A 22,019-nucleotide genomic window follows, 5' to 3' on the forward strand; every position below is an offset into this window, starting at 1 on the left:
GTTGAGGCTGGTGAGACTGGTGTTACTGCTGAAGGCCGAGCAACAGCAGCACGATCGCCATCGCCGGAAAGGTGCCCTGGGCGAGCGCGGCGCGGGCCTTGTCGGGCGCGGACACCAGCAGCACCACCGCGGCCGCGGCCATCGATCCGATGCCGGCGAACACGAGCGCCGCGCCAACGGTGGTGTGCCCCAACGCAATTACGGCGATGCCGATGCCGGTGACGATCGCGAGGAACAAGTTGTAGAAGCCTTGGTTGAAGGCGAGCAGCTTCGTGGTTTCGGCTTCCGCGGGGGTGGTGCCGAAGGTGGCGCGGGTGCGCGGCGAGGTCCAGGTCAACGATTCCATCACGAAGATGTAGACGTGCAGTAACGCCGCCAGCGCGGCGAACAGCAGCGCGGTCGTGATCATCGCGTCCTCCTCGTCTCGCGGTCGCTCGCACTACCTTCGCGCAAAGCGGCACCGGCAGCCAAGGGCTGCCGGTGCCGTTCGTGTTGCCGGCTACTGTCCTAGACGCCGGCGTGGTGGCGGTGGAACAGGCCGCCGGGGCGGCGGTGGAACAGGCCATGCCCGCCGCGCTCGCCGGGCGCCGCGTCGGCCGGCACCGCGTCCGTCCGTGCGGGCGCCATGCCGCCCGTCTCGTCGTACATGGCCGGTTGGGCCGCCGGCACGGCGGCATCGCCCGCCGCGGGCGCCGGTTGGGTCACCACGACGTCGCGCGCGTGCCGAACGGCCAAACGCGCCACGGCCGCCCCACCCAGGAACACGATCAGGGCGCCGAGACCGGTGAAGTAGGTGACCTCGAGCAGGGCGCGCTTGAGGTCCGCCGCGGCCGCCGGTTGGCCGACGTCCCCGATGCCCAGCGTCGGGGCGAACGCGCGGCCGACGACGAACCAGGCACCGCCCAGCACCGCCAGCCAGCCGCCGAACACGGCGTTCGCGCGGTTGCCGGAGAGCAGCACCAGCAGGCCGCCCACCGCCGCGGCGACCCCGGGAAGCACCTCGAGCCAGCCTTTGGCCGCGGTCCAGGTCCAGGCCGGGTCGGTGGCGTAGGCCCAGTCGATGTTGGGCCCGAAGAACGGAACCAGCGCACCCCAAGCTCCCAACAGAATCAGGAGTAGCCCGGTCAGCGCGCCGCGGGTACGCGGCATGTACAGCGCGCGAGGGCGTTCGTAGTCGTGGCGCCTGTTCCTCATCTTCAATCTCCTTCACGAGGCGTGATTGTTGTGAGGTTGGTTACCCACGGCGCCGCGAAGTAACCGGATGGGGCCCGCGCGATCGTTTGCTGGCTACTCGAACAGGCCGGGCTGCCCGAGACCGGCCGCCCCGGCCGGCGGCGCCATCCCCAGGTGCGTCCACGCCTGGGCGGTGGCCACCCGGCCGCGTGGGGTCCGGGCGACCATGCCGGCGCGGACCAGGAACGGCTCGCACACCTCCTCGACGGTGGTCGCCTCCTCGCCGACCGCCACCGCCAGCGTCGACACCCCGACCGGGCCGCCGCCGAAGCTGCGGGTCAGCGCCGAGAGCACGGCCCGGTCCAGCCGGTCCAGTCCCAGTTCGTCGACGTCGTAGACCGCCAGCGCGGACTTGGCGATGTCGCGGGTGATCACGCCGTCGGCGCGCACCTCGGCGAAGTCCCGCACCCGGCGCAACAGCCGGTTGGCGATCCGCGGCGTGCCCCGCGAGCGGCGGGCAATCTCCTCGGCCGCGTCGCCGCCGAGTTCGATGCCCAGGATCCCGGCGGAGCGGGCCAGCACCCGCTCCAGCTCGGCGGGCTCGTAGAAGTCCATGTGGGCGGTGAAGCCGAAGCGATCGCGCAGCGGGCCGGTCAGCGCGCCGGACCGGGTGGTGGCGCCGACCAGGGTGAACGGCGCCACCTCCAGCGGGATCGACGTCGCGCCCGGGCCCTTGCCGACGACCACGTCGACCCGGAAGTCCTCCATGGCCAGGTAGAGCATTTCCTCGGCGGGCCGCGCGATGCGGTGGATCTCGTCGATGAACAACACGTCGTGCTCGACCAGATTGGACAGCATGGCCGCCAGGTCGCCGGCGCGCTCCAGCGCGGGGCCGGACGTCAGCCGCAGCGAGGAGCCGAGCTCGGCCGCGATGATCATGGCCAGCGACGTCTTGCCCAGCCCCGGCGGCCCGGACAGCAGGATGTGATCCGGTGTGCCACCGCGGTTTTTGGCCCCCTCGATGACGAGCTGCAGCTGTTCGCGCACCCGCGGCTGGCCGATGAACTCCCGCAGCGAGCGCGGCCGCAGGCTGACGTCGATGTCGCCCTCGCCGGGCGCCAGCGCGCCGGAGACGTCGCGGTCCGACCAGTCGTCGCCTAGGTCGTCCGGGGTCATCGGGACTTACCCAGCAGCGACAGGGCGGCGCGCAGCGCACCGGAGGTGGTCGCGTCCTGCTCGGCGGCCAGCACCTTGTCGGTGGCTTCCTCGGCCTGCTTGACGGCGAACCCGAGGCCCACCAGGGCCTCCACCACCGGCCCGCGGACCGCGTGGCCGTTGAGCGCGGCGCCCGCGGGGGCCGTGCCCGCGCCGGCGGCGCCCACCTTGTCCCGCAGCTCCAGGACCATCCGTTCGGCGCTGCGTTTGCCGATCCCGGGCACCCGGGTCAGCGCGGCGACGTCGCCGTCGTGCAGCGCCTGGCGCAGCGCGCCGGCGTCGTGCACGGCCAGGGTCGCCATCGCCAGCCGGGGCCCGACCCCCGACACCGACAGCAGGGTCAAAAACAGGTCGCGGGTGTCGGTGTCGGTGAAGCCGTACAGCGTCATCGAATCCTCGCGGACGATCATCGCGGTGATCAGCCGCGCCTCGGTCCCGGTGCGCAGCGTGGACAGCGTCGACGGCGTCGCGTTCACCCGGTAGCCGACGCCGGCGGCCTCGATCACCGCATGGTCGAGCGCCACCTCGAGCACCTCGCCGCGCACCGCGGCGATCATCGGGCGGCCTTGAGCTTGGCCTTGTATTTCTGCCGCTGCTCGGCGGCCAGCGCCTCGGCGGCGGCCATCCGGGCGATCATCGGCGCCCGCCAGCAGTGGCAGATCGCCAGCGCGAGGGCGTCGGCGGCGTCCGCCGGCGTCGGTTTGGCCTGCAGCGCAAGGATTCTGGTGACCATCGCGGTGACCTGGGCCTTGTCGGCCGCGCCGTTGCCGGTGACCGCGGCCTTGACCTCGCTGGGGGTGTGGAAGTGCACGTCGATGCCGCGCCTGGCCGCCGCCAGCGCGACCACCCCACCGGCCTGGGCGGTGCCCATCACCGTCGACACGTTCAGCTGGGAGAAGACCCGCTCGACGGCCACGACGTCGGGCTCATGCGTGGCCAGCCAATGCTCGACGGTGTCACTGATCGTCAGCAGCCGCTCGGCGAGCGGCGCGTCCGACGGCGTGCGCACCACGTCGACGTCGAGCGCGACCACGGTGCGCCCGCGCCCGCTCTCGACGACCGACAGCCCGCACCGGGTCAGGCCGGGGTCGACGCCCATCACCCGCATTACCCGCTCCCACCTAGTAGAACAGCTGTTCGATACCCTAGCGGCCGGCACCGACGCACGCGGCTGCGACACGCGGCGGCGCCACCGATTCTGGGCCGATTCCCGGGCCGCGAGGTTACCGCGCCGGTGCCGCGAAAAAGCTGTTAGCTTTAGCCCACGTTCGCTCAAGCATCGTGGCAACGGAGGGTGCGCGTGGGATCTCTGCTGGTCGTGCTCGCCATCGTGCTGTTCATCGCGTCCATCGTGGTGCTCGTCATCGCTTTGCGCCGCCCCAAGCGGCCGGACGAGCGCGCCGGGCGGCCGGACCCGCTCGCGTCGGACGCGATGCCGCAGTTCGGGCCGCGCCAACTGGGCCCCGGCGCCATCGTCAGCTACGGCGGCACCGACTACATCGTGCGCGGGTCGGTCACCTTCCGCGAGGGACCGTTCGTCTGGTGGGAACACCTGCTCGAGGGCGGCGACCAGCCGATCTGGTTCAGCGTCGAGGAGGACGACGGACGGCTGGAACTGGCGATGTGGATCACCCGCAAGGACGTCCCGCTGCGGCCCGGCGACCCGTACGTCGTCGACGGCGCGATGTTTCACGAGACCGAACGCGGCCGCGCCTCGTACACGACCGAAGGCACCACCGGGCTGCCGGCCGGCGGCGAGATGGAATTCGTCGACTGCACCAACGAGGACGAGACGGTCCTGCTCTCCTTCGAGCGCTGGGCCCCGGACATGCCCTGGGAGGTGTCGACGGGCAAGGCCGTGTCGCCCGGCGAACTCACCGTGTACGCGGCGCCCCCGCCCAGCCCCGCCTAGCGCGCGCGAGGTCAGGCCGGTGCCCCTTCATCAGCTCGCCGTAACCCCGGCGGACGTGTCCGGGCAGCGGCTGGGACTCGCGCTCAACGCGCCGGTCCCCGCGCCGCTGGCCACCTGCCGCCTGGACCATCCCTGCGGCGCCGGGGCGCTGCTGCTCGGGGTGCTCGGCGCGTCGCACGTCGTCGCGGTCGAGCACGCCGCGGGCCGGTTCTCCGAGGAAATCTCTTGCACGGCACGCAATCTCGGGGCCGACCTGCCCGAGCGCACCGACGCGCCCGGCTACCGCCTGCAATCGCGCACCGGCGTCCGCGACGAGGCGGACTTCCGCCGCCTCGCCCACGACCTGCGCGGCCGCTGCGCCCGCCAGGAGGGGTGGCTCGGCGGCACGTTCCCGGGCGACGACGCCGCGCTGACCGTGCTGGCCGCCGAGCCCGACGGCGCCGGATGGCGTTGGCGGACATGGCATCTGTACCCGGGGCGTCCCGCCGGCTCCGGCGGGACCGTGGTTCACACGGCGAGCCGGTGGCAACCGTGAGCCGGACCCGCCTGTTCGTGATCTCCGGCCTGCTGGCGGCCGGCGCCCTGGTGTGCCTGGTCACCGGAATCATCCTGCTGCAGAAGAACATCGCGTCGTACGTGGCGGGCCACTATCACGAGTACGCCCACGACGTGAACGGCAGGCGCTACCAGTGCAGCGGGTCGCCACGGCAGGCGGCCGACACGCTCGCCGCGTACGCGCACCCCGAGGCGCGCGCCGACAACGGCAACACCGAATACCTGCGTTACGCCAACAACATCGTGATCGTCGGCCCCGACGGGACCTACCCGTGCAGCATCCGCGTCGAGTCGCTGAGCGCCGGCTACAGCCACGGCGCGTTCATCTTCCTCGGTCCCGGATTCACCCCCGGCTCCCCGTCGGGCGGTTCCGGAGGCAGCCCCGGCGGCCCGGGCGGAACCAAGTGATGGCACCAGCGCAAAGGAGACAACCATGTACCTCGCCGTCGAGATCGGAACCGTCGACCTCAATCCCGTCCTGAAGGGCGCGGTCGCGACGATCCTGTACTTCGTCGTCGGCATGGCCGTCCTGCTCGTCGGGTTCTACGTGGTCGACGTGCTGACCCCGGGAAAGCTGCGCCACCTGGTGTTCATCGACCGCCGCCCCAACGCCGTGATCGTCGCGGGCGCGATGTACATCGCGCTGACCGTCGTCATCATCACCGCGATCGCCAACAGCTACAGCCAGCTGGGCCAGGGGCTCCTCGGCGTGGCGGTGTACGGGTTGATGGGGGTGATCCTGCTCGGGATAGCGCTGCTGACAATGCATCTGCTGATCCCGGGGAGTTTCCACGAGCACATCGACGAGCAGGTGCTGCATCCCGGCTCGTTCGCGGTGGCGCTGATACTGCTCGCCGTGGGAGGGGTGACCGCCGCGGCGGTGTCATGAGCTCCGTCGACGTGGCCATGCCGTCGCCGGTATCGGGGCGGTGGCGGGCGCTGCTGTTGGCCGCCGTGGCGGCGTGCGCGGCCTGCGGCATCATCTACGAACTCGCGCTGCTGACGCTGTCGGCCAGCCTCGACGGCGGCGGCATCGTCGCCACCTCGCTGATCGTCGCGGGCTACATCGCCGCGCTGGGCGTGGGCGCCCTACTGGTCAAGCCCCTGCTGGCGCACGCGGCGATCACCTTCATCGCCGTGGAGGCGGCCCTCGGCGTCATCGGCGGGCTGTCCGCGGCGGCGCTGTACATGGTGTTCGCGTTCCTGGACGGCTCCGTCGGGTCGACGTGGGTGCTGGCCGTGAGCACGGCCCTGATCGGCGGCCTGGTCGGTGCCGAGGTGCCGCTGTTGATGACGCTGCTGCAGAGCGGGCGGGTGACGGGCGCCGCCGACGCCGGACGCACCCTCGCCAACCTCAACGCCGCCGACTACCTCGGCGCGCTGCTGGGCGGGCTGGTCTGGCCGTTCCTGCTGCTGCCACAGCTGGGGATGATCCGCGGCGCGGCGGCCACCGGCATGATCAACCTGGCGGCGGCGGCCGTCGTCGCGCTTTTCCTGCTGCGCCACGTGGTTTCGACGCGCCAGCTGCTGCTGGCGCTGTGCGCGCTGGCCGCCGCGCTGGGGCTGCTCGCCACCCTGCTGCTGCGTTCGGCCGACGTCGAAACCACAAGCCGGCAACGGCTTTACGCCGATCCGATCGTCGCCTACCGGCACACGCCCTACCAGGAGATCGTGGTGACCCGGCGCGGCAACGACACCCGCCTGTACCTCGACGGCGGGCTGCAATTCTCCACCCGGGACGAATACCGCTACACCGAAAGCCTGGTGTACCCGGCCGTCGGGAAAGGCGCGCGTTCGGTGCTGGTGCTCGGCGGGGGCGACGGCCTGGTGGCTCGCGAGTTGCTGCGCCAGCCAGGCGTTTCCAAGATCGTGCAGGTCGAGCTCGACCCCGCGGTGATCGACATCGCGCGCACCACGCTGCGTGGCGCCAACGACGGTTCGTTGGACAACCCGCGGGTGGCGGTGGTGACGCAGGACGCGATGAACTGGTTGCGCGGACCCGACGTCGACCGGTTCGATGCGATCATCGTCGACCTTCCCGATCCCGACACACCCGTGCTGGGCCGGCTGTATTCGGCCGAGTTCTATGCGCTGGCCGCGCGGGCGCTGGCGCCCGGCGGGCTGATGGCGGTGCAGGCGGGCAGCCCCTTTTCCACGCCGACGGCCTACTGGCGCACGGTGTCGACGATCCGGGCGGCGGGCTACGCGGTCACGCCGTATCACGTGCACGTGCCGACGTTCGGCGATTGGGGATTCGCCCTGGCGCAGCGCGCCGATACCGCGCCCACGCCGACGGTGCCGCCCGACGCTCCCCCGCTGCGTTTCCTCAACCAGCAGGTGCTTCAGGCCGCGTGCGTGTTCTCCGGCGACGTCGCGCCGCGGCCCGTGGAGCCGTCGACCCTGGACAACCCGCGCATCGTCGAGGACATGCGGCACGGGTACGACTAGATCCCCTGCGTAATCCCTAGCGCCGAGCGTGCAGTGAGGGCGAAAAATCGGCCGGGCCGAAATCTCGCCCTGAGTGCACGCTCGGCGAGGCGAAGGAGGCGAATTACTCCTGGTCGAGGGCGGCGAGCACCTCGTCGGACAGGTCCACGTTGGTCCACACGTTCTGCACGTCGTCGCTGTCCTCCAGCGCGTCGACCAGCTTGAACACCTTGCGCGCGCCCTCGACGTCGACCGGCACGCTGACCGACGGCTGGAAGCTCGCCTCGGCGGACTCGTAGTCGATGCCGGCGTCCTGCAGCGCGGTGCGCACCGCGACCAGGTCGGTCGGCTCGGAGATGATCTCGAAGCTTTCGCCGAGGTCGTTGACGTCCTCGGCGCCGGCGTCGAGCACCGCCGTCAGCACGTCGTCCTCGGTCAGGCCGTTCTTCTCCAGCGTGACGACGCCCTTGCGGGTGAACAGGTAGGACACCGACCCGGGGTCGGCCATGTTGCCGCCGTTGCGGGTGACGGCCACCCGGACCTCGCCCGCCGCCCGGTTGCGGTTGTCGGTCAGGCATTCGATCAGGACGGCGACGCCGTTGGGCCCGTAGCCCTCGTACATGATCGTCTGGTAGTCGGCGCCACCGGCTTCCTCGCCCGCGCCGCGCTTGCGGGCCCGCTCGATGTTGTCGTTGGGCACCGAGGTCTTCTTCGCCTTCTGGATGGCGTCATACAGCGTCGGGTTGCCGGCGGGGTCACCGCCGCCGGTGCGGGCGGCGACCTCGATGTTCTTGATCAGCCGGGCGAATTCCTTGCCGCGGCGCGCGTCTTTGACGGCCTTTTGGTGCTTGGTGGTGGCCCACTTGGAATGGCCGCTCATCGGTGTCTCTTACCTCTTCTATGTCTGGAAAGTTCGCCAGTCGAGTCTACGTGGACGTCTGCGGCCGACTACCGGGCGCTTCACTCCGGTCGCAGGGTGCCCGCAGTCCCGACTTCCGGCGAGAGTGTGCGCTGAGGGCTTTGGCTGTGCGGTGACGGCGTTGAGTGTGCGCTGGCGGCGGCGACCCGCCCGGGGAGCGCCGCCTGGACGCACACTGAAAACCCGGACTGCACACCGAACGCCCTGCCGGCCTCGACCGTCAGCCGGTCACCATGTCGACGAACATGTGGTGGATGCGCCGGTCGCCGGTCACCTCGGGGTGAAACGCCGTCGCCAGCTTGCGGCCCTGGCGCACCGCGACGACGTGACCGGCGGCGCTGGCCAGCACCTCCACGCCGTCACCGACGCGCTCGACCCACGGCGCGCGGATGAACACCGCCCGCACCGGGTCGTCGAGGCCCGCGAAGTCGATGTCCCCTTCGAACGAGTCGACCTGTCGTCCAAAGGCGTTGCGCCGCACGGTCATATCGATCGCGCGCAGGGGCAGCGCCTCCCTCCCGCCCGCTCCGGCGTCGAGGATCTCGCTGGCCAGCAGGATCATCCCGGCGCACGCGCCGTAGGCGGGCAGCCCGTCGGCCAGCAGCCCGCGCAACGGCTCCAGCAGGCCGAGGTCTCCCAGCAGGTGGCTCATGGTCGTCGATTCCCCACCGGGGATGACCAGCCCGTCGACCGCCTCCAGCTCACCGCGCCGGCGCACGGGCATCGACTCGGCCCCGGCTTCGCGCAGGGCCGCCAGGTGCTCGCGGGTATCGCCCTGCAGCGCGAGGACCCCGATCCGGGGGACGCTCACTGGTGATATCCACGCTTGAAGCGGGTCAGCCCCTCCTGCATGACCGCCGCGACCATCTCGCCGGATTGGGTGAAGATCTTGCCCTGGCACAGCGCGCGGCCGCCGTTGGCCGACGGGGAGGACTGGTCATACAGCAGCCACTCGTCGGCCCGGAACGCCCGCATGAACCACATCGCGTGGTCCAGCGACGCCACCTGCAGGTGCTCGCGCACGTCGAGGTGGGTGACCTGCGCCGAGCCCAGCAGCGTCAGGTCGCTCATGTAGGCCAGCGCGCAGATGTGCAGCACCGGGTCGTCGGGCAGCGGGTCTCGGTGGCGGAACCAGACCTGCTGCTGGGCGGCCTTGCCCGGCGTGAGCTGCAGGCGCTCGCGCGGCACGATGCACACGTCCCACTCCGCGAACTGCTTGAACCCGGCGTCGTCGAACACCTTGACCGAGTCCAGCCCCGGCAGGCCGTCTGGCGGCGGCGCTTGCGGCATGGGGTCCTGGTGGTGGATGCCTTCCTGGTCGGTCTGGAAGGACGCGCCCATGCTGAAGATGATCTCGCCGTGCTGAATGGCGTTGACGCGCCGGGTCGCGAACGAGCCGCCGTCGCGGGTGCGCTCCACGATGAACACCGTGCGCTCCTTGGCGTCCCCGGGCCGCAGGAAGTAGCCGTGCAGCGAGTGGACCTGGTAGCGCGGGTCGACGGTGCGCACCGCCGACACCAGCGACTGCCCGGCCACATGTCCGCCGAACGTGCGCTGCAGGAATCCCGATTCCGGGCTGAAGATGCTGCCCCGGTAGATGTTGACCTCGAGCTGCTCGAGATCAAGGATCTCTTCGATCGCCACGGACTACTTTTACCAGCCGCGTTCGGCCAGCCGGTGGGGCTGCGCGATCTGCTCGACGTTGATGCCGACCATCGCCTCCCCCAGCCCACGCGAGACCTTGGCCAGCACGTCGGGATCGTCGTAGAACGTGGTGGCCTTGACGATGGCCGCCGCGCGCTGGGCGGGGTCGCCGGACTTGAAGATGCCCGAGCCCACGAAGACGCCCTCGGCGCCGAGCTGCATCATCATCGCCGCGTCGGCGGGGGTGGCGATGCCGCCGGCGGTGAACATGGTGACCGGCAGCTTGCCCGCCCGGGCCACCTCGACGACGAGTTCGTAGGGCGCCTGCAATTCCTTTGCGGCGACGTACAGTTCGTCCTCGGACAGCGACGTCAGGCGGCGGATCTCGCCGCCGATCGTCCGCATGTGCGTGGTCGCGTTGGAGACGTCCCCGGTGCCTGCTTCGCCCTTGGAGCGGATCATGGCGGCACCCTCGTTGATGCGTCGCAAAGCCTCGCCGAGGTTGGTGGCGCCGCACACGAACGGCACGGTGAACTTCCACTTGTCGATGTGGTGGGTGTAGTCGGCGGGGGTGAGCACCTCGGACTCGTCGACGTAATCCACGCCGAGACTCTGCAGGATCTGCGCCTCGACGAAGTGCCCGATGCGCGCCTTGGCCATCACCGGGATGGTCACCGCCGAGATGATGCCCTCGATCATGTCCGGGTCGCTCATCCGCGACACCCCGCCCTGGGCGCGGATGTCGGCGGGCACCCGCTCCAGCGCCATCACGGCGACGGCGCCGGCGCCCTCGGCGATCTTGGCCTGCTCGGGGGTGACGACGTCCATGATGACGCCGCCCTTGAGCATCTCGGCCATGCCGCGCTTGACGCGTGCGGTTCCGGTTCGCCCGTTGCCGTCCGGTGGGTGGGCGCTAGTCACTGCTTGATCTCCTTCAACCGTTGTCGACCCAGTCTAATGAGGCGCTTTGGCCCGCGTTGACTCCACGGAGTCAGCGGATCGACAGCAGCGGGCCGGGGGCGCGGCCGCCGGCGAGCGCGGCCGCGTCGGTGAGCAGTCCGGATAGTTGCATGGGGTACACCGTCTCCCCCGCGGCGACGAGCTGGGCGATGTCGGCAGCGTCACACCAGCGGTGGCCGTGGATGTAGCTGCGTTCCAGTTCGGTGCGGCCCGTGCGCGACGGCTCGAACCGGCGGGTGCGGTAGACGAAGTAGAACTCCTCGCTGTCGATCAGCGAGCCGTTGAACTCGAAGACCTGGTCGCGCCGCCACACGGGCCCGACCATGTCGGCCGGCGCGACCCGCAGGCCGGTTTCCTCGGCGAGCTCTCGCGCGGCCGCCTCGGCCAGCCGCTCCCCCTGCTGCACTTCGCCGCCCACGGTGAACCACCACTTCGGGGCGGGCTCGCCCAGCGCCGGATCCGACCCGCGCAGCAGCAGCACCGCCCCGCTCTCGTCGAGCAGCACGACGCGGGCCGAGGTGCGGTGGTTGAGCACGCCGTGATCGCCGTGGGCCAACGCGTGCGGCCGCTCGACGATCTCGAAATAGCTGGGCAGCCCGGCGGTCCCGCCCAGGTGGAACAGCCGCACCAGGGGCCGCTCGGCCAGCGCCAGCGTGTCGCGCACCGCGTCGTTGTGGAAGCGGCGGGCCAGCAGCACCCGGGCCTCGGCGTCGGCCAGCTCGGCGATCAGCCCGGCCGGCAGGGACGCCGGGTCGACGGCGGCCAGCGCGGCCGACAGCTCGTTTTCGCACGTCTCCCGCGCGGGCCGGGGCGCGCCCTCGGCGGCGTCGGCCAGCGCCGCCAGCCGCCGGCCCTCGGACGCGCCGCCGTAGGCGTCGATGGCCACGGCGCGCGCCACCACCGCGCGGCGCGCCAGCGCGCCGTCGAGCGCCTGCCACGACAGGTCGTAGCGGACGTGCAGCCGGTCCAGCCGATTGGCCGTCCGGTACGCCCAGGCGCCGAAGACGGCCAGCACCGTGACCAACACCGCGACGGCGACGATCAACCCGGTCATCAACTGGCCACCTCAACCTTGGCGCCCGACGCGGCGACCGTCTCGTACACCCGCAGGATCTGGCTGGCCACCACCGACCAGTCGTAGCGCTGGACGGCGGCCGAACCGGCCGCCACATAGCGTTCGGCCAGCCCATCATCCTCCAGCACCTCGATCAGCGCATCGGCGAGCGCGGCGCCGTCGCCGACGGGTACCAGGCGGCCCACGTCCCCGCCGGCCAGCACGCGCCGGAAGGCGTCGAGGTCGCTGGCCACCACCGGGGTCCCGGCCGCCATGGCCTCGACCAAGACGATGCCGAAGCTTTCCCCGCCGAGGTTGGGTGCGCAGTAGACGTCGGCGCTGCGCATGGCCGACGCCTTCCCGGGATCGTCGACCTGGCCGAGGAAGCGAATGTTGTTCACGAATTCGCCTGCCTGCGCGCGCAATTCGTCTTCGTCACCGCGGCCGACGATGAGCAGCTGCACGTCGGCGAACCGCTCGACCAGCCGCGGCAGCGCGTCGAGCAACACCCCCACGCCCTTGCGCGGCTCGTCGTAGCGCCCGAGGAACAGCACCGTCTTGCCGGGCCGCGGGTAACCGTCCAGCAACGGCGCGGTGGCGAACGAGCCGACGTCGACGCCGTTGGGGATCTCGACCGCGTCGGTGCCCAGCGCCTCCATCTGCCAGCGCCGCGCCAGGTCGGACACCGCGATCCGGCCGACGATCTTCTCGTGCATCGGGCGCAGGATGCCCTGAAAGACCGTCAGCGTCAGCGATTTGGTGGTCGACGTGTGAAACGTCGCCACGATCGGGCCCTCGGCGATGTTGAGCGCCAGCATGGACAGGCTCGGCGCGTTGGGCTCGTGCAGGTGCAACACGTCGAAATCGCCTTCGGCGAGCCACTTTTTCACCTTGCGGTGGGTGGCCGGGCCGAACCGCAGCCGGGCCACCGACCCGTTGTAGGGAATCGGGACGGCCTTGCCGGCCGAGACGACGTAGTCGGGCAGCACGGCGTGCGGCGAGGCCGGTGCGAGCACGCTGACGTCGTGCCCGCGGACCCGCATCACCTCGGCCAGCTGCAGGACGTGCGACTGCACCCCGCCCGGAACGTCGAACGAGTAGGGACAGATCATCCCGATGCGCATCAGGTGTCCCTTAGCCGGGCCTGCTTGGCGTCCGGGAGGTCGGCCAGCCATTGCGGCTGCAGCATGTGCCAATCCTCGGGGTGGGCGGCGATGTTCTTCTCGAAGTGATCGGCCAGCAGCTGGGTGATCGCGCCGACGTCGCCGCTGGTGCAATCCAGGGGCGGCGCGATGTCGAAGCGCCAGCCGTCGCCTTCGAAGTAGACGTGCACGGGCAGCAGCGCCGCGCCGGTCGCGATCGCGAGTTTGGCCGGCCCGGCCGGCATCCGGGTGGGCTCGCCGAAGAAGTCGACCTGCACGCCGGTGCGGGTCAGGTCGCGGTCGGCCATCAGGCACACCACCCGGTTATCCCGCAGCCGGTCGCACAACACGTCGAACGGTGGCCGCTCGCCGCCGGACAGCGGCAGCACCTCGAAGCCGAGGCGTTCGCGGTAGGCGATGAACCGCCGGTACAGCGACTCGGGTTTGAGGCGCTCGGCGACGGTGGTGAAGGTGCCGTGCGATTGGGCCAGCCACACCCCGGCGATGTCCCAGTTGCCACTGTGCGGCAACGCGCACACCGCTCCGCGGCCCTGGTCCAGCGCCGCGATCAGATTGTCGTCCCCGATCGCCGAGTTCTGCAGTTCGCGACCGAGCGCGGACAGGTCCATGCTCGGCAGGCGGAAGGCCTCGCGCCAGTAGCGGGCGTAGGACGCCAGTGAGGCTCGCATCAATTCGTCCGGAACGTCCGAGGGCGGCACGCGCAGAACGCGGGCGAGGTTCTTGCGCAATTGGTCTGGGCCGCCACCGCGGGCCGCGTAGCGCGCCGCGGCGCCAAATGCGTTGCGCGCGGCGAACTCCGGCATCGCTCGCACGGCCAACCAGCCGGACGCGTACGCCCAGTCGGCCCCGATGCCACTCAACCGGCCGGCGACGCGGCTCGCCAGGCGGCTCGGTGCCGTGAGCGCGCTCATGCCGGGCGGGGTGGGAATCACGGCCCGACCGATCCGCGGTCGGTCGCGCCCGGCGAGGTGCGCACCGTATGCAACCGCTGCGCGCAGGTCACCACGCTGGCGGCCGCCAACAGCCACATCGCCACCGGCAACGCGGGCGGCCACGCGACGAACGGAAAGTCCGAGACGCCGGCGCCGACCAGCACGATGATCAGCCGCTCGGGCCGCTCGATGATGCCGCCATCGCCGCGCAGACCGCTCGCCTCGGCCCGGGCCTTGATGTAGGAGATCACCTGCGAGGTGACCAGGCAGATCAAGGTGGCCGCCGCCAGCGGCTTGTCGTGCAGGCCGAAGGCGATCCACCACAGCAACCCGCAGAACACCGCACCGTCGCTGACGCGATCACAGGTGGCGTCCAGCACCGCGCCGAACCGGGTGCCGCCGCCTTGTTCCCGCGCCATCGCCCCGTCGAGCATGTCGAAGAGGACGAAGAACCAGACCACCAGCGTGCCGATGAACAGCTTGCCCATCGGGAAGAAGATCAGCGCCCCCGCCACGGCCACGACGGTGCCCAGGATCGTGACGACGTCGGGAGTCAAACCCAACCGCAGGCACGCTTTCGCGGTCGGAGTGGTCAGCCGCGCGAACGCCGCCCGGGACAGGAACGGCACCTTACTCATGATCGCGTTGCGCTCATCGCTGCTTCGTCCACTCCGTCGCCAGCAACTGGCGGGTTTCGCGCAGCAACTGCGGGATCACCTTCGACCCGCCGATGATGGTGATGAAGTTGGCGTCGCCGCCCCAGCGCGGGACGACGTGCACGTGCAGGTGCTCGGCCAGCGACCCGCCGGCCGAGGTCCCCAGGTTGAGGCCGACGTTGAAACCGTGCGGGCGCGACACGTTCTTGATGACGCGAATCGCCTTCTGGATGAAGGACATCAGCTCCGCGCTCTCCGGATCGGTGAGGTCCTCCAGCTCCGAGACGCGCCGGTAGGGCACCACCATCAGGTGCCCCGGGTTGTACGGGTAGAGGTTGAGCACGGCGTAGACGAGTTCACCGCGCGCGACCACCAGGCCGTCTTCGTCGGTCAGCTGCGGGATGTCGGTAAACGGCTGCTCGGTTTTGCCGTTGTCGCGCTTCATCGGCGCCTCGGCCAGGTAGGTCATCCGGTACGGCGTCCACAACCGCTGCAGATGATCTTCCTCGCCGACGCCCCGGTCGAGGATGGTGTCGTCGGTGCGCGGCTCGGCGCGTTCGCGCTCACTCACCGGCCGCCACCTTCACGAGTTCGGCGGTGGGAGCGGCATTCTCGCGATCGGCGATCCACTGCACGATGGCGTCGACGGCGCCGTCGCGGGGCACGCCGTTGATCTGGGTGCGGTCACCGAAGCGGAAACTGACCGCGCCCGCCGCAACGTCACGGTCGCCGGCGAGCAACATGAACGGCACCCGCTGGTTGGTGTGGTTGACGATCTTCTTGGCCATCCGGTCGTCGCTGGCGTCGACGTCGACCCGCACCCCATGCGAACGCAGTTGCGCCGCAACGTCGTTCAGATAATCGACGTGGTCGTCGGCCACCGGGATGCCGACCACCTGCACCGGCGCCAGCCACGCCGGGAAGGCGCCGGCGTAGTGCTCGGTGAGGATGCCGAAGAACCGCTCGATGGACCCGAACAGCGCGCGGTGGATCATCACCGGCCGCTGCCGGCTCCCGTCGGCGGCGGTGTATTCGAGCTCGAACCGCTCCGGGAAGTTGAAGTCCACCTGGATGGTCGACATCTGCCAACTGCGCCCCAGGGCGTCGCGGGCCTGCACGGAGATCTTCGGTCCGTAGAACGCCGCGCCGCCCGGATCCGGCACCAGCTGCAGGCCGGATTCGGCGGCCACATCGGCCAGGGCTTTGGTGGATTCCTCCCACATGGCATCGGAGCCCACGAACTTCTCCGGGTCCTTGGTGGACAGCTCCAGATAAAAGTCCTCCAGCCCGTAGTCGCCCAGCAGCTCGAGGATGAACCGCAGCAGCGACGCCAGCTCGGCGTGCAGCTGCTCGCGGGCGCAGAAGATGTGCGCGTCGTCCATGGTGAAACCGCGCGCCCGGGTCAACCCATGCACCACGCCGGACTTCTCGTAGCGGTAAACGGTGCCGAATTCGAAAAGCCGCAACGGAAGTTCGCGATACGAGCGCCCGCGCGACCGGAAGATCAGCGTGTGCATCGGGCAGTTCATCGGCTTGAGGTAATAGTCCTGCCCCGGCTTGCGCACGGTCCCGTCGTCGTCGTATTCGGCATCGAGATGCATCGGCGGGTACATGCCCTCGGCGTACCAGTCCAGGTGGCCAGACGTGTGGAACAGGTCCGCCTTGGTGATGTGCGGGGTGTTGACGAACTCGTAGCCGGCAGCGATGTGCTTGCGCCGCGAGTACTCCTCCAGCTCCCGGCGCACGATGCCGCCCTTGGGATGGAAAACGGCCAAGCCGGAACCGATTTCGTCGGGAAAGCTGAACAGGTCGAGCTCGGTGCCCAGCTTGCGGTGATCGCGGCGCTGGGCCTCCTCGATCAGCGTCAGGTGGCGCTCCAGGGCTTCCTGCGACTCCCAGGCCGTGCCGTAGATCCGTTGCAGGCTGGCGTTGTTCTGGTCGCCGCGCCAGTAGGCGGCCGAGCTGCGGGTCAGCTTGAACGCGGGGATGTGCCTGGTGGTCGGGATGTGCGGTCCCCGGCACAGGTCGCCCCAAACCCGTTCGCGCGTACGGGGATTGAGATTGTCATAGGCCGTGAGCTCGTCGCCCCCGACCTCCATCACCGAAGGATCACCGGACTTGTCGTCGACGAGTTCGATCTTGTAGGGCTCGGCCGCCAGCTCGGCGCGCGCCTGGTCCTTGGACTCGTAGACCCGGCGCTCGAACAGCTGGCCCTCTTTGACGATCTGGCGCATCCGCTTTTCCAGCGCCGCCAGATCCTCGGGCGTGAACGGCTCCGGTACGTCGAAGTCGTAGTAGAAACCATCGGCGATCGGCGGGCCGATGCCCAGCTTGGCTTGCGGGAACAGCTCCTGGACGGCCTGGGCCAACACGTGCGCGGCCGAGTGCCGGATCACGCTGCGGCCGTCGTCGGTGTTGGCCGCCACGGGGATCACCTCGGCGTCGGCGGTGGGCGCCCAGCTGAGGTCGCGCAGCTTCCCCTCCGCGTCGCGCACCACCACGACGGCGTCGGGCGCCCCGCGGCCCGGCAGCCCCGCATCCCGCACCGCGGCGGCCGCGGTGGTCCCGGCAGGCACCCGGATCGGGGCTTGCGGGTCGCCGCCGTCGGCTCCCGACGCGGCGTGTGCGGGGACGGTCATTGTGGCGGTCTCCAAGGCTCGATGGGTCGACGACCATGCTATCGGGGCGGTTCGGCGCCGAGCAGGGCCGTCGAGCGGCCGCCCACAAGTCCGGCAAGATGGACCCGATGGGGGCGCAGACGGGTTTGACGCTGCTGCTCGGCGCCGTCGCGGTCATCGTGCTGGTCAACTGGATCAGCGAGCGCACCGGGCTGCCGAGCGCACCGCTGCTGGTTCTCGTCGGCATCGGCTATGCGCTGGTGCCGGGGCCGAACATCAGCCTCGAGCCCGACGTCGTGATGACCTGCATCCTGCCGCCGCTGCTCTTCAACGCGGCGCTGGAGTCGTCGCTGGTCGGCATCCGCCGCAATCTACGCACGGTCATCAGCCTCTCGGTGGTCCTCGTCCTGTTGACCGCGGCGTCGGTCGGCATCGCGTTCGGGCTGCTCGTCAGCGGTGCGACGCTCGCGGTGGGCATGGTGCTGGGCGCCGCGGTCGCGCCGACCGACCCGGTGGCCGCGCTGGCCGTGGCCCGCAAGGAAGGCCTCCCGCTCAACATCGTCACCCTGATCGAGGGCGAGGGGCTGCTCAACGACGCGACCGCCCTGACCACGCTGTCGGTGGCCGTCACGGTGGCGCGCGGCGCCGCGTTCTCGGTGCCGTCGGCGATCCGCGAGTTCGCGCTGGCGGCGCTGGGCGGCCTGGCGGTGGGAATGGTGTTCGCGTACTTCCGGCGGCTGCTGCGCCGGTGGAGACACGACGTGCTGACGGCCAACGCGATCTCGCTCGCCACCCCGTTCGTGACCTATCTGGTGGCCGAGGAGCTGTCCGCCTCCGGTGTCCTGGCGGTCGTGGTGTGCGGGTTGATCGTCGGCCACGACTCGCCCCGGCTCGAGTCGGGGGCGAGCCGATTGCAGACGCGGGCCGTCTGGCGGCTGGTCAACTTCCTGCTCGAGGGCCTGGTGTTCTTGCTGATCGGCCATCAGCTGCCGGCCATCCTCGACGACTTGGGCGGCTACGACCTGTCGACGATCGTCGTGGCGGTCTCCGTCACCGTCGCCGTGGTTCTCGTGGTGCGGCCGCTGTGGTTGCTGCTCACCCAGTCGCTTCCCCGGCCGCTGCGCACCCGGCTCGGCAACGTCTCGGGTTCCGCCGACGCCGACGACGCTAACGATGCCGACGAACCCGGCGGACGCGGCGACCCCGACACCGGGCGCCGGCCCAACCGCACCTCCGAGCGCCTCAGCGGCCGTGAAGTCTTGGTGCTGAGCTGGGCCGGCACCCGCGGGGTGGTCAGCCTCGCGGCGATTTTCGCGGTGCCGTTCGTGACCGACAGCCGCGCGCCGTTTCCCGACCGCGACCTGCTGCTGTTCTGCACCCTGGTCGTCGTGCTGGTGACGCTGATCGGACAGGGCATCACGTTCGGCCCGCTGGTGCGGGCGCTGGGTCTGCGCGCGGATGCCACCGACGAACTGCGGCTGCGCAACCGGGCTCGCGCCGCCGCCGTGCAGGCCGCGCTGGACAGGCTCGACTCGCTGGACCAACAGGACGACGTGGACGTGGACCCTCGGGTGATCGACGGTGTGCGCCAACAGTTGTCGGCACGGCTCGAGCGGTATCAGCACCGGCTCGACCTGTTGTCGGACGCCGCCGAGGCGCCCGCCGCTCCCCGCTATGAGGCCGCGGTCGCCATCCGCCGCATCGCCATCGACGCCCAGCGCGACGAGCTGGTGCGCTGGCGGGACGCGGGCATGCTGCCCGACCAGAGCCTGCGCGCGATTGAACGCGAACTCGACCACGAAGAGAGCACGCTGCCGATGCGCACGCGCCGAGCGCGCCGGCGCACCCAAAGAACTTGATTTTCAACCTGTTTGGTGCGGCCTAGGATCGCCCCAGCCAGGCCAGCGCCGCGACCGTCAACGCCTGGGTGCCGGTGTCGAGCGTGGGCTGGATGACGGGGGCGAACCGCGGGGAATGGTTGACGGGTATGTCCTCGGCGACGCGGCCCGCCGAGTCGGCGTCGCGATAGGCGTCGGGGTCGATTCCGCCGATGCCCCAATAGCTGTAGGGGGCGTCGAGCGCGCGGGGAATGTCGCTGAAGTCCTCGCTCGCGGTCTGCGGCGCGAGCTCGCAGGCCCGGTCGCCGAAGAAATCGTCGAACGCGGCACGCACCCGCGCGGTGACCGTGGGATCGTTGTCGGTGGCCGGAAAATGGTCCACCAGTTCGAATTCGGGCTCCTTCGGGGATCCGGACGCCTGGCACTCGGCGGTGACGATGCGCCGGATCGCAGCGAGCATTCTGGCGCGGGTCGGTTCGTTGTAGGTGCGCAGGTTCAGTTCCAGCACGGCGCGGTCGCCGATCACATTGCTCTTGGTGCCGGCCTCGATCCTGCCGATCGTCAACACCGCGGCCTCGGCGGGTGCGATCTCGCGCGAAACAACGGTCTGCAACCGGATCACGATCATGGCGGCCAGCACGACGGGGTCGACGGACGATTGCGGCATCGAGCCGTGTCCCCCGCGCCCGTAGACGGTGATCCGCATGCTGTCGGCGGTCGTCAGGACCGGCCCGGACCGCGTCGCCACCTGGCCCGCCGGGATCGGCAGGACGTGCTGGGCCAGGGCGACGTCAATGCGTCCGACCAACGTCGCCAGCCCGTCGTCGACCATGCGCCGCGCGCCGTCGCCGACCTCCTCGGCGGGCTGGAACAGCGCGACCACGGTGCCGCGCCACTGCGCTCGCGCGCCGGCGAGCAGCGCGGCCGCGCCGAGCAGACAGGTCACATGGACGTCGTGCCCGCAGGCGTGCATCACCGGCCGTTCGTGGCCGGCCGCGTCGGCGCCGGTCACGGCGCTGGCGTACGGGAGCCCGGTGTCTTCGGCCACCGGCAGCGCGTCCATGTCGGCGCGCAGCAGCACGGCGGGACCGTCGCCGTTGCGCAGGATCCCGACGACGCCGGTGCCGCCGACGCCCTCGTGGACGTCGTAGCCGAACTCGCGCAGCCGTTGCGCGGCGGCCGCCGCGGTCTGGTGTTCTCGGTGCGACAGTTCCGGATGCCGGTGCAGGTCGCGATACAGGTCCTCCTGCCAGCCGCGGACGTCATCCAGACCGGCGAGCACCGCCGAGCCACTGTTCATCGTTTCGGCCCTCCCTGTTGCGGCGACGCTTCATGAAACCCCTTGCGGGCGAACGACTCTCAGGGCTGGCCGGATTTGAGCCGCACGAACAGCGCGTCGGCCTCGGTGAGCAGGCGCTCGCCGTCGGTCAACCGGCCCGAGACGAAGATCTTGCGCCCGTCCACCCGGTCGACGCCGGCGTCGAACTGCAGTTCCTTGTCGATCGGGACGATGTTGCGGTAGTCGATCTTGAGGTAGGCGGTGCGCTGGCGGCGGCTGCCGGTGAGCAGCACCGCCGTCAGACCCAGCACGGTGTCGAAGAGCATCCCCAGCGACCCGCCGTGCACGGCGCCGTTGCGCCCGAGGTGGAACCGGGCGAAGCGGGCCTCGCCATGGACGCGGCCGTCTGTGCCTTTGCGGGCCGCCATCGGGATGGTCAGGATGTTGCCGCGCATCGGCAGGTCCATCCGGCGGCCCGACGGGGAGGCCCACTCGTCGGCGTCGTACGGCGCCAGCAACGCCGACACCTTCTCCAGCAGGTCGGCCGCCTCGGTGATCACCTCGTCGGGGGCGTCGGCGGCGCGCGCGTGATCCTGCAACGCACGCACGGCGTCGATGAACCTGCCGTAGTCGGGCCCGCCCTTGGTGGTGGGTTCGGGCGGGTTGAATCCCCCGCCGGGGTGTCGCTGATGTTCGGCCACCACCACACCGTATTGCCCGACGGGCGCGCGCATTCGCGTGGTGGCTACCCGGTCTGCTGGGCCCCGGCGGCCGACAGGGTCTCGAACTCGTCCTCCGACAGCGTGATCTCGGCCGCGGCGACGTTCTCCTCCAGGTGCGCCACCTTCGACGTCCCCGGAATCGGCAGCATCACCGGTGACCGCTTCAGCAACCACGCCAGCGCCAGCTGTGACGGCGTCGCGTCGTGCTCGGCGGCGATGCGCTGCAGCGGCCCGTCGGGGGCGGCCAGCGGTCCGGCGGCCAGCGGGAACCAGGGGATGAAACCGATGCCCTGTTCGGTCACCGCGTCCAGCAGCGGCTCGGCGTCACGGGCCGACAGGTTGTACATGTTCTGCACCGACACGATCTCGGTGATCTTTTGCGCCGCGCCGAGCTGGTCGACGTTGATCTCGGACAGGCCGATGTGGCGGATCTTGCCCTCGTTCTTCAGGGTCAGCAGCTCGCCGACCTGGTCCTCGAGCGGGAAGTTCTTGTCGATGCGGTGCAGCTGGAACAGGTCGATGGTGTCCACGCCCAGCCGGCGCAGGCTCAGCTCGCATTCCTGGCGCAGATAACTGGGGTTGCCCAACGGGATCCAGATGTCCGGGCCGGTGCGCAGCAGCCCCGCCTTGGTCGCGATCACCAGGCCGTCGTAGGGATGCAGCGCCTCGTGGATGATCTCCTCGGAGAAGTACGGGCCGTAGGAGTCGGCGGTGTCGATGAAGTTCACCCCGAGCTCGACGGCGCGCCGCAGCACCCGGACGCATTCGTCGCGGTCGTCGGGTGGGCCCCACACGCCCTTCGCGGTCAGGCGCATCGCCCCGAAGCCGAGTCGGTTGATGGTCAGATCTCCACCGAGGGTGAACGTTCCCGACGCCCCGGCAACGGTTTTCGAGTTTTGTGCGGTCACATCTTCAGACCGTACTCGCAAAACACCGCCGCGCATCGTGGCGT

The 22,019-nt window shown here is 70.5% G+C and carries 24 protein-coding genes; 6 read left to right on the forward strand and 18 right to left on the reverse strand.

The features are described from left to right. Positions 1 to 22: 22 nt before the first annotated feature. From K883_RS24670 to ruvC, 5 genes are all read right to left on the reverse strand, one after another. The gene (locus K883_RS24670) at positions 23 to 409 is read right to left on the reverse strand and encodes a DUF1304 domain-containing protein (RefSeq protein ID WP_008258316.1); all 387 of its coding nucleotides are present in this window, start codon (positions 407 to 409) and stop codon (positions 23 to 25) included. A 98-nt stretch (positions 410 to 507) separates the two neighbouring features. Beyond that, entirely contained in the window at positions 508 to 1,194 is a 687-nt protein-coding gene (locus tag K883_RS24675) for a hypothetical protein (RefSeq protein ID WP_008258317.1), read from the reverse strand. Positions 1,195 to 1,287: 93 nt separating this feature from the next. Beyond that, positions 1,288 to 2,349 (reverse strand): Holliday junction branch migration DNA helicase RuvB, encoded by a 1,062-nt coding sequence (ruvB, locus tag K883_RS24680; protein ID WP_008258318.1) that lies wholly within the window; start codon positions 2,347 to 2,349, stop codon positions 1,288 to 1,290. Continuing rightward, a complete protein-coding gene (gene ruvA, locus K883_RS24685) occupies positions 2,346 to 2,945 on the reverse strand; it encodes a Holliday junction branch migration protein RuvA (protein WP_008258319.1) in 600 nt (199 codons plus the stop codon). Before ruvA ends, ruvB begins: the two co-directional genes overlap by 4 nt. After that, positions 2,942 to 3,496 carry a crossover junction endodeoxyribonuclease RuvC gene (gene ruvC, locus K883_RS24690; RefSeq protein ID WP_008258320.1) on the reverse strand — a complete coding sequence of 185 codons (555 nt, stop codon included), beginning with the start codon at positions 3,494 to 3,496 and terminating at the stop codon, positions 2,942 to 2,944. The genes ruvA and ruvC overlap by 4 nt, the downstream gene beginning before the upstream one ends. A gap of 192 nt (positions 3,497 to 3,688) precedes the next feature. Between ruvC and K883_RS24695 the strand changes: the two genes are divergently transcribed. Genes K883_RS24695 through K883_RS24715 form a run of 5 tightly spaced genes read left to right on the forward strand, consistent with a single transcriptional unit; the run spans position 3,689 to position 7,303 of the window. Then, positions 3,689 to 4,300: a DUF4178 domain-containing protein gene (locus K883_RS24695; protein WP_008258321.1), complete on the forward strand. Its 612-nt coding sequence runs from the start codon at positions 3,689 to 3,691 to the stop codon at positions 4,298 to 4,300. Between the two features lie 19 nt (positions 4,301 to 4,319). Next, a complete protein-coding gene (locus tag K883_RS24700) occupies positions 4,320 to 4,835 on the forward strand; it encodes a DUF2617 family protein (RefSeq protein WP_008258322.1) in 516 nt (171 codons plus the stop codon). Next, on the forward strand, positions 4,832 to 5,263 hold the full coding sequence (locus K883_RS24705; protein ID WP_008258323.1) for a DUF4247 domain-containing protein: 432 nt from the start codon (positions 4,832 to 4,834) through the stop codon (positions 5,261 to 5,263). The genes K883_RS24700 and K883_RS24705 overlap by 4 nt, the downstream gene beginning before the upstream one ends. A 25-nt stretch (positions 5,264 to 5,288) precedes the next feature. Continuing rightward, positions 5,289 to 5,744, forward strand: coding sequence for a DUF350 domain-containing protein (locus tag K883_RS24710; RefSeq protein WP_008258324.1), 456 nt, complete (start codon positions 5,289 to 5,291; stop codon positions 5,742 to 5,744). Continuing rightward, positions 5,741 to 7,303, forward strand: coding sequence for a polyamine aminopropyltransferase (locus K883_RS24715; RefSeq protein WP_008258325.1), 1,563 nt, complete (start codon positions 5,741 to 5,743; stop codon positions 7,301 to 7,303). Before K883_RS24710 ends, K883_RS24715 begins: the two co-directional genes overlap by 4 nt. Positions 7,304 to 7,406: 103 nt before the next feature. Here the strand turns inward: K883_RS24715 and K883_RS24720 are convergent, their stop codons facing one another. The 10 genes from K883_RS24720 to thrS all read right to left on the reverse strand — a co-directional run bounded on the left by K883_RS24720 (position 7,407) and on the right by thrS (position 17,249). Continuing rightward, positions 7,407 to 8,162 (reverse strand): YebC/PmpR family DNA-binding transcriptional regulator, encoded by a 756-nt coding sequence (locus K883_RS24720; protein WP_008258326.1) that lies wholly within the window; start codon positions 8,160 to 8,162, stop codon positions 7,407 to 7,409. 259 nt (positions 8,163 to 8,421) lie between these two features. Beyond that, complete coding sequence (gene pdxT / locus K883_RS24725) at positions 8,422 to 9,012, reverse strand: pyridoxal 5'-phosphate synthase glutaminase subunit PdxT (RefSeq protein WP_008258327.1); 591 nt, start codon at positions 9,010 to 9,012, stop codon at positions 8,422 to 8,424. After that, the gene (gene tesB / locus K883_RS24730) at positions 9,009 to 9,845 is read right to left on the reverse strand and encodes an acyl-CoA thioesterase II (protein ID WP_008258328.1); all 837 of its coding nucleotides are present in this window, start codon (positions 9,843 to 9,845) and stop codon (positions 9,009 to 9,011) included. The genes pdxT and tesB overlap by 4 nt, the downstream gene beginning before the upstream one ends. A 9-nt stretch (positions 9,846 to 9,854) precedes the next feature. Beyond that, a complete protein-coding gene (pdxS, locus tag K883_RS24735) occupies positions 9,855 to 10,766 on the reverse strand; it encodes a pyridoxal 5'-phosphate synthase lyase subunit PdxS (protein ID WP_008258329.1) in 912 nt (303 codons plus the stop codon). A 70-nt stretch (positions 10,767 to 10,836) separates the two neighbouring features. Then, positions 10,837 to 11,859, reverse strand: a complete 1,023-nt coding sequence (locus K883_RS24740) for an NUDIX hydrolase (RefSeq protein ID WP_036456113.1) — start codon at positions 11,857 to 11,859, stop codon at positions 10,837 to 10,839. Next, a complete protein-coding gene (locus K883_RS24745) occupies positions 11,859 to 12,983 on the reverse strand; it encodes a glycosyltransferase family 4 protein (RefSeq protein WP_020823026.1) in 1,125 nt (374 codons plus the stop codon). Before K883_RS24745 ends, K883_RS24740 begins: the two co-directional genes overlap by 1 nt. Beyond that, the gene (locus K883_RS24750) at positions 12,983 to 13,933 is read right to left on the reverse strand and encodes a phosphatidylinositol mannoside acyltransferase (protein WP_036456114.1); all 951 of its coding nucleotides are present in this window, start codon (positions 13,931 to 13,933) and stop codon (positions 12,983 to 12,985) included. Before K883_RS24750 ends, K883_RS24745 begins: the two co-directional genes overlap by 1 nt. Positions 13,934 to 13,950: 17 nt before the next feature. Next, positions 13,951 to 14,592 carry a phosphatidylinositol phosphate synthase gene (gene pgsA, locus K883_RS24755; protein WP_036456115.1) on the reverse strand — a complete coding sequence of 214 codons (642 nt, stop codon included), beginning with the start codon at positions 14,590 to 14,592 and terminating at the stop codon, positions 13,951 to 13,953. A 13-nt stretch (positions 14,593 to 14,605) separates the two neighbouring features. Next, positions 14,606 to 15,181, reverse strand: a complete 576-nt coding sequence (locus tag K883_RS24760) for an ATP adenylyltransferase (RefSeq protein WP_008258334.1) — start codon at positions 15,179 to 15,181, stop codon at positions 14,606 to 14,608. Continuing rightward, a complete protein-coding gene (gene thrS / locus K883_RS24765; RefSeq protein WP_020823029.1) occupies positions 15,174 to 17,249 on the reverse strand; it encodes a threonine--tRNA ligase in 2,076 nt (691 codons plus the stop codon). The genes K883_RS24760 and thrS overlap by 8 nt, the downstream gene beginning before the upstream one ends. Positions 17,250 to 17,347: 98 nt before the next feature. On the opposite strand from thrS, the gene K883_RS24770 reads away from it, so the two are divergent. Next, positions 17,348 to 19,087: a cation:proton antiporter gene (locus tag K883_RS24770; RefSeq protein ID WP_020823031.1), complete on the forward strand. Its 1,740-nt coding sequence runs from the start codon at positions 17,348 to 17,350 to the stop codon at positions 19,085 to 19,087. 22 nt (positions 19,088 to 19,109) lie between these two features. Here the strand turns inward: K883_RS24770 and K883_RS24775 are convergent, their stop codons facing one another. The 3 genes from K883_RS24775 to K883_RS24785 are packed head-to-tail and all read right to left on the reverse strand — an operon-like array spanning position 19,110 to position 22,011. Next, the gene (locus tag K883_RS24775; protein ID WP_020823032.1) at positions 19,110 to 20,366 is read right to left on the reverse strand and encodes an amidohydrolase; all 1,257 of its coding nucleotides are present in this window, start codon (positions 20,364 to 20,366) and stop codon (positions 19,110 to 19,112) included. A gap of 59 nt (positions 20,367 to 20,425) precedes the next feature. After that, complete coding sequence (locus K883_RS24780; protein ID WP_020823033.1) at positions 20,426 to 21,079, reverse strand: PaaI family thioesterase; 654 nt, start codon at positions 21,077 to 21,079, stop codon at positions 20,426 to 20,428. An 11-nt stretch (positions 21,080 to 21,090) separates the two neighbouring features. Then, the gene (locus K883_RS24785; RefSeq protein ID WP_051197748.1) at positions 21,091 to 22,011 is read right to left on the reverse strand and encodes an aldo/keto reductase; all 921 of its coding nucleotides are present in this window, start codon (positions 22,009 to 22,011) and stop codon (positions 21,091 to 21,093) included. Positions 22,012 to 22,019 lie beyond the last annotated feature (8 nt).

The sequence above is a fragment of the Mycobacterium sp. TKK-01-0059 genome (assembly GCF_000709305.1).
Lineage (GTDB): Bacteria > Actinomycetota > Actinomycetes > Mycobacteriales > Mycobacteriaceae > Mycobacterium > Mycobacterium intracellulare.

Coding starts and splice junctions, on each gene's coding strand:
- K883_RS24710 (WP_008258324.1), top strand. CDS start 5,289: ATGTACCTCGCCGTCGAGATCGGAACCGTCGACCTCAATCCCGTCCTG.
- K883_RS24670 (WP_008258316.1), bottom strand. CDS start 409: ATGATCACGACCGCGCTGCTGTTCGCCGCGCTGGCGGCGTTACTGCAC.
- pgsA (WP_036456115.1), bottom strand. CDS start 14,592: ATGAGTAAGGTGCCGTTCCTGTCCCGGGCGGCGTTCGCGCGGCTGACC.
- K883_RS24785 (WP_051197748.1), bottom strand. CDS start 22,011: ATGCGCGGCGGTGTTTTGCGAGTACGGTCTGAAGATGTGACCGCACAA.
- ruvA (WP_008258319.1), bottom strand. CDS start 2,945: ATGATCGCCGCGGTGCGCGGCGAGGTGCTCGAGGTGGCGCTCGACCAT.
- K883_RS24675 (WP_008258317.1), bottom strand. CDS start 1,194: ATGAGGAACAGGCGCCACGACTACGAACGCCCTCGCGCGCTGTACATG.
- K883_RS24745 (WP_020823026.1), bottom strand. CDS start 12,983: ATGCGCATCGGGATGATCTGTCCCTACTCGTTCGACGTTCCGGGCGGG.
- K883_RS24770 (WP_020823031.1), top strand. CDS start 17,348: ATGGACCCGATGGGGGCGCAGACGGGTTTGACGCTGCTGCTCGGCGCC.
- ruvB (WP_008258318.1), bottom strand. CDS start 2,349: ATGACCCCGGACGACCTAGGCGACGACTGGTCGGACCGCGACGTCTCC.
- K883_RS24750 (WP_036456114.1), bottom strand. CDS start 13,933: ATGAGCGCGCTCACGGCACCGAGCCGCCTGGCGAGCCGCGTCGCCGGC.
- K883_RS24720 (WP_008258326.1), bottom strand. CDS start 8,162: ATGAGCGGCCATTCCAAGTGGGCCACCACCAAGCACCAAAAGGCCGTC.
- thrS (WP_020823029.1), bottom strand. CDS start 17,249: ATGACCGTCCCCGCACACGCCGCGTCGGGAGCCGACGGCGGCGACCCG.
- K883_RS24740 (WP_036456113.1), bottom strand. CDS start 11,859: ATGACCGGGTTGATCGTCGCCGTCGCGGTGTTGGTCACGGTGCTGGCC.
- K883_RS24715 (WP_008258325.1), top strand. CDS start 5,741: ATGAGCTCCGTCGACGTGGCCATGCCGTCGCCGGTATCGGGGCGGTGG.
- K883_RS24775 (WP_020823032.1), bottom strand. CDS start 20,366: ATGAACAGTGGCTCGGCGGTGCTCGCCGGTCTGGATGACGTCCGCGGC.
- ruvC (WP_008258320.1), bottom strand. CDS start 3,496: ATGCGGGTGATGGGCGTCGACCCCGGCCTGACCCGGTGCGGGCTGTCG.
- K883_RS24780 (WP_020823033.1), bottom strand. CDS start 21,079: ATGCGCGCGCCCGTCGGGCAATACGGTGTGGTGGTGGCCGAACATCAG.